Source organism: Halomonas sp. I1, from assembly GCF_032334135.1.
In the GTDB taxonomy this organism is placed as follows: domain Bacteria; phylum Pseudomonadota; class Gammaproteobacteria; order Pseudomonadales; family Halomonadaceae; genus Halomonas.
In genome coordinates this window covers 1-14,748 of the sequence record NZ_JAVXUS010000030.1, presented here as the reverse complement: position 1 = coordinate 14,748, position 14,748 = coordinate 1, and the positions used below count along the sequence as shown (strand labels likewise).

At 61.0% G+C, this 14,748-nt stretch carries 8 protein-coding genes; 2 read left to right on the top strand and 6 right to left on the bottom strand.

What is annotated here, in order from left to right:
- The 4 genes from RSO41_RS18255 to RSO41_RS18240 form a co-directional block, all read right to left on the bottom strand.
- The coding region (locus RSO41_RS18255) for a retention module-containing protein (protein ID WP_315620689.1) at positions 1-1,374 on the bottom strand (1,374 nt) is incomplete at its 3' end.
- A gap of 96 nt (positions 1,375-1,470) precedes the next feature.
- Positions 1,471-2,895, bottom strand: coding sequence for an HlyD family type I secretion periplasmic adaptor subunit (locus RSO41_RS18250; RefSeq protein ID WP_315620688.1), 1,425 nt, complete (start codon positions 2,893-2,895; stop codon positions 1,471-1,473).
- Positions 2,892-5,069, bottom strand: coding sequence for a type I secretion system permease/ATPase (locus RSO41_RS18245; protein WP_315620687.1), 2,178 nt, complete (start codon positions 5,067-5,069; stop codon positions 2,892-2,894). The genes RSO41_RS18250 and RSO41_RS18245 overlap by 4 nt, the downstream gene beginning before the upstream one ends.
- Before the next feature lie 215 nt (positions 5,070-5,284).
- Entirely contained in the window at positions 5,285-6,664 is a 1,380-nt protein-coding gene (locus tag RSO41_RS18240) for a TolC family outer membrane protein (protein ID WP_315620686.1), read from the bottom strand.
- Positions 6,665-7,445: 781 nt separating this feature from the next.
- Here RSO41_RS18240 and RSO41_RS18235 point away from each other — a divergent pair.
- Both RSO41_RS18235 and RSO41_RS18230 read left to right on the top strand, forming a co-directional pair.
- Positions 7,446-7,853, top strand: coding sequence for a hypothetical protein (locus tag RSO41_RS18235; RefSeq protein ID WP_315620685.1), 408 nt, complete (start codon positions 7,446-7,448; stop codon positions 7,851-7,853).
- 126 nt (positions 7,854-7,979) lie between these two features.
- The gene (locus RSO41_RS18230; RefSeq protein ID WP_315620684.1) at positions 7,980-8,894 is read left to right on the top strand and encodes an SH3 domain-containing protein; all 915 of its coding nucleotides are present in this window, start codon (positions 7,980-7,982) and stop codon (positions 8,892-8,894) included.
- Positions 8,895-8,966: 72 nt separating this feature from the next.
- On the opposite strand, the gene RSO41_RS18225 is transcribed toward RSO41_RS18230, so the two are convergent.
- The gene (locus tag RSO41_RS18225) at positions 8,967-9,680 is read right to left on the bottom strand and encodes an OmpA family protein (protein WP_315620690.1); all 714 of its coding nucleotides are present in this window, start codon (positions 9,678-9,680) and stop codon (positions 8,967-8,969) included.
- A 301-nt stretch (positions 9,681-9,981) separates the two neighbouring features.
- Positions 9,982-14,748: YadA-like family protein (locus RSO41_RS18220; RefSeq protein ID WP_315620683.1), on the bottom strand; the 4,767-nt coding region annotated here is incomplete at its 5' end.

The following is a 14,748-nucleotide window of genomic DNA, read 5'->3' as shown; positions in this document are numbered from 1 at the left end:
CAGCGTCACCGCGCCCGTTTCCTGCAGGCCATCCAGAGCGGTCAGGGTAAAGCTCGACTCGACCCGGGTATCGTCGGCATTCGTCGCGGAACCATCCGCCAGGCCGCTTTCGAACACCACCTGGTCGGCGATATTGCCGTCCGGGGTGTCGGCGTCATGCTCGTTGGGCACATTGACAGCAACATCCCAGTCGATCGGCTTACTGTCATCGTCGCTGTCGCTGTTGCCAGCCGGATCGGTGACCTTGGCGGTCACGCTGACATCGGGATCGCCCGGTTCGACCGGCACCTCGACGCTGACGCCGTTGTCCAGATCGTCCTGGGTGACTTCACGCTCCTCGAGGACATTGCCGTCCTTGTCGGTCACCGTCAGGGTATCGCCGACTTCGGTGCCATCTTCCAGAGTGACCTGGGCAGTCACGGTGCCGTCGTCGCCGATCTCGTCCTGATTGTAGGTGCCGTCGTCACCGCTGCCGGTCAGCTCGACGCTGACCGCCGGCGAGGTGTCGTCACTCTCCTCGATGGGCTTGCGATCCGTATCGCCACCACCACGGCCCGCTTCGTCCGTTACCGAAGCATGCACGCCGACCTCGGCATCCCCCGGCTCGACCGGCACCTCGACAGTCACGCCATTATCCAGATCCTCCTGCGTGACAGGCCGATCGATCAGCACATTGCCATGACCGTCGGTCACCACCAGCTGATCGCCTGGCTCGGTATTGCTGTTCAGGGTGACTCGGGCCGTCACGCTGCCATCGTCGCCGATCTCGTCCTGGTTGTAGATGCCATCATCGCCGGCACCGAGCAACTCGACGCGCGCTGCGGGCATCTCGTCCGGCGTCCGTGATGAGGTAGCCCTATCCTCATCCTCTTCGTTGTCATCCTGCGCACCACCTCGACGCGTCTCGAGCCAATCGCCCATCTCGAGTCCGTACTGGTATTCCAGCGGATCGACAGGCTCCTTGATACGATCCACGCGCACGAAGGATTGACCTTCATGAATCGTGGGGGTGGAACCGTGCCTGTCGCTCGGGCCGCTGTTCTGGGCTTCCGATAAATTATTCTGAGGATTCTGGTCAGCACTAGAAGGGCTTGCATCGCCACCCCGAGAGTCCTCGGATGACGCCTCGCCCACCGACGCTTCGGGACGATCGTCATCATCGGCTGCCATCAGGGATTCAGGGTTCAACTCCGCCCCGGGAGGAACCTGCACCGGCTCTCCACTAGCCGGCGCCAATACGAGCGAGGCATTGTCGGCGGTCACGACGGTCTCGTCCGACGCAATGACGTCACCCCGTTCGAGTTCCCGCAGGTTACCATTCTCGTCGCGAACCCAGGCTTGACCTGAAAGTTCAACCACCGTCATGTCACTCATAAGCCACCTCGCTGATTTTGTGTCTTGCCTTACCGCCTTGCATGTGCAGAAAGGCCTTCATCCTTGTCGAGCCCGACACTCGGGCCGTCAAAACTGTTATCGCTCACCCAGGGCATTGCCCCACGCCCGCAGAATGGGCTTGAGCAGGTACTGCATGACTGTTCGCTTGCCGGTCAGGATGTCCACCTGGGCCGTCATCCCCGGCATCACGTCCAGGTCGGAGACCGTCTCGGTGTCCTCTTTCGTACGCACCTTGACCAGGTAGAAAGTGTTGTCGTCCTTGTCCGTGATGGTATCGGCGCTGATGTTCGACAACTCGGCCTCCAATCCGCCGTAGATCGCGAAGTCGTAGGCCGTGAGCTTGATCGTGGCCGGCTGACCGGGCTTCAGGAAGGCGATGTCCTGCGGGGCGATGCGCGCCTCCACCAGCAGGGTGTCATCGGTCGGCACGATATCGACGACTTCCTCTCCCGGCTTGGCCACGCCGCCCAGGGTATTGATGGCCAGCCGTTGCACGATGCCATCCACCGGCGAGCGCACTTCGGCCATTTGCACCCGGTCCTGAAGGCCACTGCTGGCCTCGTCGAGGGCCGCCAGTTCACCGAGTGTCGTCGAGAGCTCCACGCCCCAGTCGTTACGTGCCTGCAATCGGGCTTCGCGCAGCTCCCCCTGGGCTTCCTCGATCGCCGATTTCAGGCGCTCCACCTGAGCGGCGGCCTGCTCGCGTTCGCCCCGCGCCTGGGACACTTCTCGCTCCAGGCGCAGGACCTCGACCTCCGATACTGCGCCCGACTGCAGCAACGGCCTCGTCAAGCGCAATTCTTCGCTGGCCATGCCCAGCTCCCGGCTGGCCGTGTCACGCCGAGACTGCGCCTCTTCCAGCTCGGCGCGACGCTGGGCGAGGCGATCCTCCAGAATCGCCTCTTTCTCTTCCAAGGCTTCGCGGCCCCGCTGATACAGTTCCCGCTCACGCTCGACTACCTTGGGCGCCTTTTCTTTCAACTCAGCCGAGGGCGTGAATTCGGAGCCGGTCGACAGCGCCCTGAGCCGCTCCGCCTTGGCTTCCAGCGACTGCGCCGAGGCGCGGTTTTCCTGCAGGTTGGAAAGAAAGCGCGTGGGGTCGATGCGCATCAGCAACTGCCCCTTCTCGACCTTGTCACCCTCCTCGACCAGGATTTCCTGCACGACCCCGCCGTCGAAGGACTCAACCTTCTGCAACTGACTGGAGGGAATGACGCGGCCCGTCCCCCGTGTGACCTCATCGATGGGTGCAAAACAGGCCCAGACGATCAACGCCACGATGACCAGCACGACGAGATACAGCAGCAGGCGGGCGCGCATCGGCTCCTGCTGCATGCGTGCCCAGTCGGCATCGCTGGCCCAGTCGCGATTCAAGTGAGATGAGGTGACACGGCGTGCGAAGAGCCTGTCGATGAACGGGCGAAATGGCTTGCCGCCGGCACGCGAGACATGCCCCACCGCTTCGAATCCCTGTTGTTCCGCGGTTTTCTTCGAGGTCATCGCACAGCCCTCCCGATTCGTCCTTCACGCAGGGCCTTCAAGATATTCTCGGGAGGACCGTCCGCCATCACGCGACCGGCATCCATGACCACGATACGGTCCACCAGTGACAACAGGGAGGTTCGATGAGTGACGAGGACCAGTGTCTTGCCCTCGCCATAAGCCTGTAGACGCGATTTCAAGGTTTCCTCGCTGGCATGGTCCATGGCGCTCGAGGGCTCATCCAGCAGCAGGATGCTCGGATCGTGAACGACGGCACGGGCAATGGCCACCGCCTGACGTTGTCCGCCCGAGAGCATCTGTCCGCCTTCTCCCACGGAAAGATCCAGCCCTTGGGGATTCGCATTGACCAGCTCCTCGAGCCCGCTGATGCGAATGGCACGCAGGAGGTCATCGTCATCGACGCCATCGGTACCCGCGCCGGCCAGGATGTTGTCTTTCAGGCTGCCGTAGAACAGTCGTACATCCTGCGGCACATGACCGATATGACGACGCAGCTGGAGCGGATCGAACTGACGGATGTCGACACCATCGACCATCACCGCCCCCTCGGTCGGCTGGTAGAGTCCCAGCAACAGCTTCTGCAACGTCGTCTTGCCGCATCCCACACGTCCCAGCAAGGCCACCTTCTCTCCGGGCTTCAAGGTGAGCGACACACCGTTGAGACTGTCCTGCTCGGCCCCCGGGTAACGGAACGACAGCTTGTCGAAGCGCACCTTGCCCTGAACCACGGGCCGGTCGATGAAGGCCTTGTCATCCGGCCGTTCCTCGGGCTGTGCCATTAACTCATCAAGTGATGACAGGGCCGTGGCGGACTGATGATACTGCGACAGCAGTGCCGCCGCCTGGCTGACCGGCGCCAGAGCCCGAGTGGTCAGCATGTAGGCTGCAATCAGCCCGCCCTGGGTCAAGTTGCCGTCGATGATCAGATAGACGCCGATGATGATGACGCAGACCGACGCCGTCTGTTGCGTCCATTGCGCGACGCTGGTGACGGAGGTGCCGATCATGCGTAGCTGAGCTGTGGTACGTGCCAGGAAGGCCGTGGCCTTCTCCCAGGTATCCTGAACCCGGCTTTCCCCTCGCAGGGACTTGACGGTTTCCAGTTGAGAGACCGATTCGACCAGGGTCGCGTTGCGCTGCGCGCTGACGCGTTGGGACGTTTCGGAAAGGTCGTGCAATTTGCTCTGGGCGGCCAGGGCATACAGTAGAATCACCACGACCGCCACCACCAGTGGAATCACCAGCGCAGGGCCGATGATCGCCACGATGGCCAGGAACAGCAGCACGAACGGCAGGTCGACCAGCGCCACGACGGTCGCCGAGCCGATGAAGGCACGCACCGACTCGAAGGACTGCAGAGTCGAAACGAAGGACCCCGTCGACGGCGGGCGTACCTCGAGGCGCAGCCCCATCACCTTGGACATGAGCGCCGACGACAGCTTCACATCCGCGCGACTGGCCGCCAGATCGACGAAACTGCTACGCACCAGGCGCATGCCCAGGTCGAAACACAGCACCACGAAAATGCCCACGGCCAGTACCCAGAGCGTCTCGGTCGCATGATTGGGCACCACGCGGTCATAGATATTGAGCACGAACAGCGGCATGGCCAGCGCGAACAGGTTGATCATCACCGAACCGAGCACCACATCGCGATACAGGCGCCGGTTCTCGCGGATCACCCCCCAGAACCAGTTCCGCCCCTTGCGGTGTTTTACCTGCTCCCCGCGTGCATCGAAGCGGAAGCGCGGTCGCACGTAAATGGCCTGCCCACTGTAACGCGCCGTCAGGACCTCCAGGTCCACTCGCGTCTCGGCCTCGCCCAGCTCGGGAAACACCACGCGCGCCGTACCCGACTCGAGGTCCAGATCCACAATCACACAGGAACGGCCAGGCTCGAGCAGCAACACGACGGGCAGCAGGGAGCGGTTGAGCTGGGTCAGTCGACACTTGACGATCTTGGCCGTCATGCCGGCGCGAGTGGCGGCGCGCGCAAAGACACTCGGCGTCAGGCGTCCTGCCTCATCGAGTGGCAGGCCGGCAACGAGCGATGTCGAATTGGTTTCGTGTCCATGCGCTCGCGCGACCGTCAGCAAGGATTCGAGAAGCTCATCGCGCACCGCCGACTCGGCATGCGATGCCTGTTCACTCTCCAGTTCCGTGTCTGCCAAGAAGCACTCCTTGATGCATTATCAGGCCCTTCCATTGTCAGGCCCTTCCTTTGCTTTTATCGGCCAGCGGCAGCCTCAGGGGCTGAAGCGACCAGGGGCAAGGCGTCAGGAAACGTCATCCTTGCCGCTCCCTGTGTCGGCGCCCAACAGGAAAGACCCGGGATCGGCGTATTCGCCATTTCACCGGGTCGTGTCATCCTCGGCGCCGCGCCACCCTAGTAGGAAGTAGAGGCGCTTGTCAGCTCATCCAGGGTGTACTGTCGTGCGCCTTCCGCCGGGCAGACGGTATCAGGATCGATCTCGACGCCATCGCTGCCCAGGTCTTCAAGGGTCGGCATGTTGTCGCGGCGCACGTCGAGCACCTGCAGCAGCTTGCCCATGGCGGCCAGGGTACGGGCATCGGCCAACATGACGTCATACTCGGCGTTGACGTAGGCACGGCTGGCCTCGAAATATTCATTCTCGATGTCGAGCAGATCGAGCAGCGAGCGCTGGCCGATATCGAACTGCTGACGGTAGGCACCACGCACCCGGTCCGTGGACTGACGGTGCTCATTCAGGTAATCGAGTTGATCGCGCAGGCGCTGAGTATCGTTGTAGGCGATCTGCGTTGTCTGACGCACATCCACGCAGGCCTTGCGGCGCAGGCTGACGGCCTGCTCGACACGCTCGCTGGCGGCACGGAAGGAAGCCAGGTCACTGCCGCCGCGATAGAGGTTCATGCTGGCGACCAGCTCGACGCTACTGCGCGACTCGTGACCACCGCCGATATAGCTGCCGCCCGCATCGCTGCCCTTGTAGGTGCCGGTACGCGCCACCAGGTCGAGCTGCGGATGAAAGCCCGACTTGCTCGCCTCACGTTCGGCCTCCTTGGCGGCAATGTCTTCAATCGCCGCATGGAAATCCGGATTGCCTTCATAGGCCATCGTCAGTGCCCGGGACACATCGGCCGGAAGCTGCCCTTCGAAGGAAGGCGCTTCGGCCAGCGAGACCGGCGGCAGTTCACCGATCAGACGCTGGTAACGTGCCGATACATCGTGCAGGTTGGAGGCTTCGGTCAGCAGGTTGGATTCGGCCAATGCCAGGCGCCCCTGGATCTGTTGCAGGTCGACACCACGACCGGCACCGGAGCGGGTGCGCTCTTCGATCTGCTCATAGACACGCTGGTGCTCCTGATAATTGCTGCGGGCCAGCTCTACCAGCTCGCGTCGCCGCTTCACATCGAGATAGGCGCGAGTGGCTTCCAGCGCCGTATTCTCGCTGGCCCCCAACAGCTCGTAATAACGTACCAGCTCGGCACTGTTCAGGTTTTCCACCTGACTGCTGGTCGCGAAGCCATCATAGATCATCTGCCGCAGGGACAGCTCGGCGTAGTCGGTGTCATAACTGCCCTGGAAGTCGTTCTCGCGATCCTCGATCCCCACGCCGGCGGTCACATCGACTTGCGGCAAGTAGCCGCCGCGCGCAACATCGACATCATGGCCTGCAGCCTGGAACCCATTCCAGGCTGCCTGAACTTCGGGGTTGGTCGTGATGGCCCGTTCGACTACGGACTTGAGATTGGAGGAGCCCGCAGATGCCGTATCGGGAGGCATAGCATCCTGGGCAATGACGGGAAGGGGGAGAAGTAGAGCGGTAGAACCAAGAACAACGACGCGTTTCCAGTATTTCGATAGCTGGAACGCGAGACTACAGCGATAATTGGCGTTCATCGTTGATGCCTATCCCTTTGCGATGCGTGTGCGAATGACAAAACCGCGAGCGTTCAGCGATAAAAACGCGGCGATGGGCAATTCTGAGTCACTCGCCAGGTTGCCGACCAACCAGCGGGACTCTTTTTACCGGGCTGGAAGATAGCAGAAATGTAAACTAATGCAACTTAGAGTTATTTAGAATTACTATATTTTCGATAATCAAAATCTATCAAAACTTTCCACAACCAAGCATCTTACCCCCTCACGAGCCCATACCAACCTGAGCATAACCACCCATAACCACATGATATATAAAAATATATGCCTTTCTGACATGCCAAAGCGGCGGGCCACCACTGTGTCGGCTTGAGGAAAAAATGGCGACACGCTGATGATGTAATATGACAAAGAGGTTAATATTCATTCACCATGTCAGCATAAACGACGCCAGTAACCGCTACCGCGGTTCTCGGCGAAATGTCCCCCCCTCCCCTGCCAGCCGCTCCCAACCTGACGTTAAAACAAGTTCATCCATACCTCCGACAACACACTGGTCTCATAAAACGTTCAGCGATAAGCTGCACGGCACCCGGCTTTAGCGAGGCCTTGAACATGGCTTCGCCCGGCATGACCAAAACCATTCCTCCTTTTGGCAAACCGCAAGTTTTGAGGTACCGATCGCATGACACGTATTCTGAAATTCTCGACCCTCTTCCTTGGTGCTCCCCTTCTTCTGACTGGCTGCCTCTCCGACTATCCGCAGTTCCAGAAGGTGGACCAGTCTCAACTGTGTATTGCCTCCACCGATGAACAGGCCATGGAATGCCCTGAAGGCGAACTCTTCATGGCACGGCTGACACAAGCCAACCGCGACCTTCGTGCTTTCAATACCCTGAATACTGCTGCTCTCTACTGCGATACCAACTATCCCATCTTCGAGAACGATGCTGGTGTCATGTGTGTCATGACTCACCAGCGGGTCGACATGCTCACTGGCGGCGATTCCGCCGCTCCGGGCATGGAGCCGGAGCAACAAGGTCAGCCGGATGACTCTCAGGACGATCAGGCGACCAGCACCGATAGCCAGTAGCCCCACCCCCCGATGTCAATTCGGGGTCAGGGTGATACCTTCATGACATGGCGCCGGGCAACGCCCGGCGCCATGTGCTTTACAATGCATATTCGATTCACGGTACATGTCTCCCGAGGGCTCACCATGAAATGGAAACTGGCCTTGATCAGCCTCGTCGGCCTCCATGTCCCCCTGGCCATGGCGAACTACGAGAGAGGCGCCGACGAATATCAGCGCGGCAATTTCGCCTCCGCCATCTATGAATGGCGTCAGTCCGCCGAGCAAGGGGATGCCCCCTCCCAATTCCGTCTGGCCGAAATGTATGCTCAGGGCAAAGGTACCAGCCAGGCCCCCGACAAGGCTCACAAATGGTATCGACTAGCCGCAGACGGCGGTCACGTGCCTGCGCAGATGAAACTCGCCGAGCAGCACCTGGCCGGCGATGGCGAGGATACCGACCCTGGGATGGCCGCACGCTGGTACCAGCAGGCCGCGGAACAGGGAGAGGCCAAGGCTCAGTTTCAACTGGCCCTGCTCTACCTGGAGGGCAAAGGCGTCGAGCAGAGCGATGCCGAGGCCGCCAGATGGCTCGAGGCCGCCGCCAAGCAGGACATCGTCGCGGCCCAGAACAATCTCGGCTCCTTCTACGAAAACGGCCGTGGTGTAGAACAGGATCATGCCGAAGCCATCAAGTGGTATCGTCAGGCCGCCCAGGCCGGCGATGCCTACGCCCAGAACAACCTCGGCGCCATGTACGCTCAAGGAAAGGGGGTGGAAAAAAATCATGCCTGGGCGGTTTTCTGGTTCGCAATGTCGGCAAAACAAGGCAATGACATCGCCGCCGAGAACATCGCATCAAGTCTCGAGAACCTACAGGCCAAGGACGTGCGAGTCGAAACCGCCAACATTCGTGCCGGCAACTCCACCGATCACGATATCATCGCCAAGGTCCGGCAAGGCGATACCCTGCGCATCCTGGGCAGCGCCGATGGTTGGAGTCAGGTCTACTTGCCGCAACAAGGTGGGCTCGGCTGGGTCTCCTCCAGCCTGCTGGAGTAACGACGCACCCGCGAACATGAAAAAACCCGTGGGGAGCGATCCCCACGGGAGAGCTCGAAATGGCCCTCAGGTTCAGCGCTGCTCGCCATCTACCTTGATGTCAACACGCCGGTTGGGGCGCAAGCACTCCTTCACCCCCGGCGTACTCCGACTCCCTTCGCAATGCGTCACCGGCTGACGCTCACCGACACCACGACTCTGAATCGTCATCGGTGCAATTCCGCTATCGACCAGGGCAGAACGGACCATGGCGGCACGCCGCTCGGACAAGGCCTGGTTGTAGGCATCGCTGCCCAATCGATCCGTGTGCCCCACGACCATGATATCGGCTTTAACGAAGTCGTCGCGAATACGCCCGGCCAGATCGGCGACTTGCCGCTTCCCCTGCGGCGATAACTGGGCGCTATCGAAGTCGAACAGCGTATCGGCGGACAGCGTCATCCGTGTCGGCTCATCTTTTCGAGGGTCGAGCAGAGCGGCACAGCGCGACTCACGCCAGTGCATGCTCTCGGCCAGCATGTCGTCATCAAGCTGCACCTGGTACTGGCAGGTCATGTAGTCGCCATTCCCCGTGGGCAACTGGAAAATATAGTTCCACTCACGCACGCCGAACAGTCCCTCGGAAAAATGTGGGCGTCCGAGCAAATCGTACATCTGATCCTTGGAAACCCCTGCCTGCATCTTTCGCAGATCCTCCAGGTTGACGTAGGTCCCCTCCTCTATCCATGCATCTCCCGGATCAGGGAATGTGACATTTTTCGCCCCAGGCGTCGACGACGCCCGCATTGTTTCATCCGAACTTTGTGTGGAAGACGTTGCACAGCCCTGAAGTCCCAGAGCCACCAGGCCGACGCTTCCGAGCGTCAACACCATCCCACGGTAGGTACTATATCCCATGCTCCCTCCCTCTTTTACTTGCCAGTGAAAGCCGATAATGAGGCTTCCTCAGTTACCGGCTCTCGCATGAAGCCTGATACCCCGAAGGCCTTGACTACCGAAACAGTGATCGATCTCATTTCCAAGCTCAGAATCATCACTTTATCAAGACCATCGGGTTAAAGGCTTTAAAATAGGAATATCCTGTAACTTAGTCGATCACGCCCGATATCCCAACACTCAACGTAGCACCCGCTCGCGAACCGGCGGCCCCAGCCGTCAAACTCCAGCGCCCGTTATCCGCGGTGCGGCGGAAGTTGACACCCACAGCACTCTCGCCACCGTGATAGCCACCTCCAACGTGGTATGTCAGCTTACCTGGCACGTATGGCGCATTCCCCAGGGCAGCAACGCCTGCAATACCTGCATTCGCGTCGCGCTCCACCTCGTCAATGCGGTTATGTACGCCACCGATCTGCTGGTTGAACTGCTGATTCAGTTCCTGCAGCTGCCCCACATTGGCCGCATCCGTCGGCGCTTCACCGGCCGCCACGTTGTGGATCTGCGTCGGTGTGCCTTCCTGACCCAGTGTCACCGAGCTATAGTCCACGCTGCCGTCGTCATTGCGGTCGTAGTTCACCGACCCGGCCTGCACCGACTCCAGCTGGCGAACGTTGACCGCGTCCGTGGCTTGAGTCCCCCCCGCCACGTGGGTGATCTGACGCTCGCCGCCGTCGCTGCCCACCGAGACCGCGCCCTGCGTCGAGGCCACGGATTCGCCCGAGAAGGCTTCCTCGGCGCCGTCCATGCCTTCGCGGGTCGCCTGCGAGCCGGCTCCCAGGGCCACGCCGCCTTCACTCTCAGCCACCGCGCCGTCGCCGGTCGCTACGCTCTGATCTCCCTGGGCCACGCTCTCCGGCCCCATGGCCACGCTGTCGTCGCCACGGGCCTCGGCCGCTGCCTTCTCAGAGTTGGCCGTGAAGTACTTGCTGCCGCCTTCATTGATGTTGGTGATCCGCTCCTGCACCTCCCACAGCTGGCTGCCGTTCACCGCATCGGAGCTGGACTCCGAAACATCGCCATCCGCGACATTGGTGATAGTGGTACCACCATCGCCTTCCAGAGTGATGGAGTCGTAGTTGACGCTGCCGTCATCGTTGGTGTCGTACTTCACCGCCTGATCACCCAATTGATCGACCTCGTCACCGATATTCGCCACATCACCTTCGACATTGGTCACGCGATCGCCGAGTTCATTGACGTCACCCTCGACGTCGCCGACCCGACCTTCCACGCTTTCCACCGCCCGATTGGTGGCATGCAACTGGCTGCCGTTGATGGCGTCTGTACTGTCGGCCGAGAGTCGACCCGCAGCGACATTGGTAATGGTGCGCTCGGCACCGGCGGAACCGACGCTGAAGGTACCGATCGGCGAAGTACCGGCAAAGGCATAGGTCTGGCCGCCGAGCGTGATGTCGGCAGTACCGACCGCGGCCTCGGTTGTCGCGCCCGACCCCAGCGCCACGCTGTCGGTCTCGGTGGCCGTGGCCCCGTCGCCCATGGCGATGGCCCCGTCCGCCGTGGCCGTGGCATCCACGCCCGACGCAATGGCATTCACTCCGCTGGCCCCATCGTTGGCGTAGTTGCCGCCCTGGGTACCGCCGTCGTTGACGCTGTAGTAGTGCACCTGGCCCTCCTTCAGCTCTTGCTCGGTCTCCCACAGCTGGCCACCATTCACCGCATCGGTGCTATTTTCAGTGACATCGCCATCGGCCACACCGGTGATCTGTCCGCTGTCGCCTTCATTGATGGTCACATCGCCGAACTGCGGCGCATCTGCCATCTGCAACGCAATCTCGCCACTATCCGGGTCGGTCACCGTCTTCAGGTTGGAGCCACTGAAGGTCCCATCGGCCGAGGCATCGCCAGTAATCGCCAGGGTATCCCCCAGAGCACGTTGGACCTCATCGCCTTCATTACCGACAAAGTTCATGCCCATTCCGATCAGCTCATCACCCGCTTCATCGACATACTTCTTGTTGACCGCATCACCCTCGTTCATCGGCGTACCGACATTGGTGATGGTATCACCGCCCATATCGATGCCGTTGTCGTTGAGCGTCGGGCCGTTATTGATAGTCAGGCTGCTGCCGATCGTCACGTCGTCGGACAGGTCGAAGGTCACTTCCTCACGGCCGTTCTCGGTCGCCTGACTGATCGCCAAGTTGCCGTCGGCGTTGCGAAGGTTGACCTCACCCCCCGGCGCCACATTGCTGGCCGCACCGTCCTGGGCACTCAGGTTCCAACCAGCATTGGCCACGTCGCTGACGTCTTCGAGCTGGCTAACGTTGACCGCATCATCGCCGTCCTGGCCATCGGCCAGCCCGGAGATCCGACCGCTGTCGCCCTCGTTGATGGTCACGTCACCGAACTGCGGCGCGTCCGCCATCTGCAGCTGGATGGCGCCGGTATCCGGGTCTGTCACTGTCTTCAGGTTCGTGCCGCTGAAAGTACCGTCTGCGGTTGCCTCACCGGTTACCGCCAAGGTCTGACCCAGATCGCGGTGTACCGGATCCCCTTCGTTGCCGGAGAAGTCCATGCCCAGACCGACTAGTTGATCGCTGGTCTCGTCGACATACTGCTTGTTGACTGCATCGCCTTCATTAACCGGTGCACCGACATTAGTGATGGTATCGCCACCCATATCGATACCATTGTCGTTGAGCGTCGGGCCGTCGTTGATGGTCAGGCTATTGCCGATCTCGACGTCGTCAGCCAGATCGAAGGTCACTTCCTCACGGCCATTATCAGTCACCTGGCTGATCGCCAGATTGCCATCCGCGTTGCGCAGGTTGACCTCGCCGTCCGGCGCCACATTGCTGGCCGCGCCGTCCTGGACACTCAGGTTCCAACCGGCGTTGGCCGTTTCGTCCACTGCCTTGAGCTGCGAAACGTTCACTGCATCGGTGTCCTCGACACCAGCCGCCAATCCGGTAATCTGTCGATTGCCCGACACCGTCAGTTGATTGCCATCGTCATCGAAGCGAGCTACCTGAGCGATGGCGATTTCACCGATCGAGTCTTCGGTGGTGTCCTTGCCATAGCCGGTGTAATCGGTCTGGGCTCCCCGTACGGTTTCCGTCGCAGCCCCCAGGGCCACACTCTGTTCGTGCAGGACATCGGAACGTGCCCCCAAGGCGACACTGCCTTCGACGTTGGCCTGGGCGTTCGAACCCAATGCCATGGCACCCTGGCCACCGGCAGTGCTGTAGTTACCCAGCGACGTGCTACGCAAGCCGCTGGCCTCCGCTTCAGTTCCCACCGCCAGAGCATCTTCCGCAATGGCCTGAGAGGCAAGACCGATCGCTGACGAACGCAGCCCCGACGCCGTGGATACCTGCCCGATCGCCATGGCAGCCTCTCCTGAGGCCACGGCAGTATTACCGGCAGCAAAAGCAGCAAAGCCGGACGCCTCAGAGCTATTACCCAAGGCCATGGCATGGTCCGCTGTCGCCGAAGCTTGGGTGCCCAGTGCCAGAGTATCGAAGGCATTACTCGTTGCATTGTTACCTGCGGCGAAGGCCCCGTCTCCGGTCACCACGTTGTCGTTACCCATGGCCACAGCGCCATTGCCGGTGGCCTGGTTATTGACACCCATGGTGATCGCGCCATTACCGGTCGCGGTGTTGGTATCACCGATTGCCAGGGCACCGTCACCCTCAGAGGTGTTGTTGTTACCTACGGCTACCGCCCCGGTGCCTTCGGCATAGTTGTCCTTGCCCATCACTGCGGCACCATCGCCAATGGCGGTACTCGGATCGCCGATGGCCACGGCACCGTCACCTGTCGCGGTATTGCCGTCACCGATCGACGTGGAACGCCCGCCATTGGCCGTTGCATTACGGCCAATGGCAACAGAGCCCTCGGAGTCAGCCAACGTGCCCTGGCCAATGGCAATGCTATCGACACCATTCGCGGTAACGTCATAGCCCAACGATACGGCGCGTTCAGCACCAGAGCCGGTAGACGCTGCCACCCCGGCGGCGAGGGAATCCACGCCCGCGGCGCCATCGTTGGCGTAATTACCCTGCTGAACGCCACCGTCGTTGACGCTGTAGTAATGGGCACGATTCTCGTTGAAGTAGTCGAGATTGACCGCGTCTCCGCCATTCGTCGGCGTGCCGACATTCGTGATGGTGTCACCGCCCATGTCGATGCCATTGTCGTTGAGCGTCGGGCCGCCGTTGACGGTCAGGCTATTGCCAATCTCGACGTCGTCGGCCAGATCGAAGGTCACGTCTTCCTGGGCACCTTCGGAGGCATTCTTGGCGATCACTAGGTTGCCATCGGTGTTGGACAGGTCCACCGCGTCCCCCGGGGCAACATTAGTGGTATCAGCGCCCTGGGCACTCAAATCCCAACCCGCATTGGCCACATCTCCGACGTCTTCCAACTGGCTGACGTTCACCGCGTCAGTGGCGTCAGTGCCTGCTGTCACGCCGGTAATCTTGCCGCTGTCGCCATCGTTGATGGTCACGTCGCCAAACTGCGGCTGATCGCTCATCTGCAACGCGACCTCACCGGTCGCCGGATCGGTCACCGTCTTCAGGTTGGCACCACTGTAGGTGCCCGCGACACTCGCTTCACCGGAGATCTCCAGGGTTTGCCCCAGGTCACGATGTACCGAATCCCCTTCATTGCCGGCAAAGTCCATGCCTAACTCGGCCAGCTCCCCCCCCGCCTCATCGACGTACTTCTTGTTGACCATTTCGTAGTCATTGTCGATCTGATCCGGTTCGACGTCGTAGGTCACTTCATTGTTGGTGACGGCAAAGTTGTCACCCAACTGTGTGTCGCCTTCGACAGTCAGACTGCTGCCGATCGTCACGTCGTCGGCCAGATCGAAGGTCACGTCTTCCTGCGTACCATCCGCCGCGTTCTTGGCGATCACCAGATTACCGTCGGTGTTCGACAGACC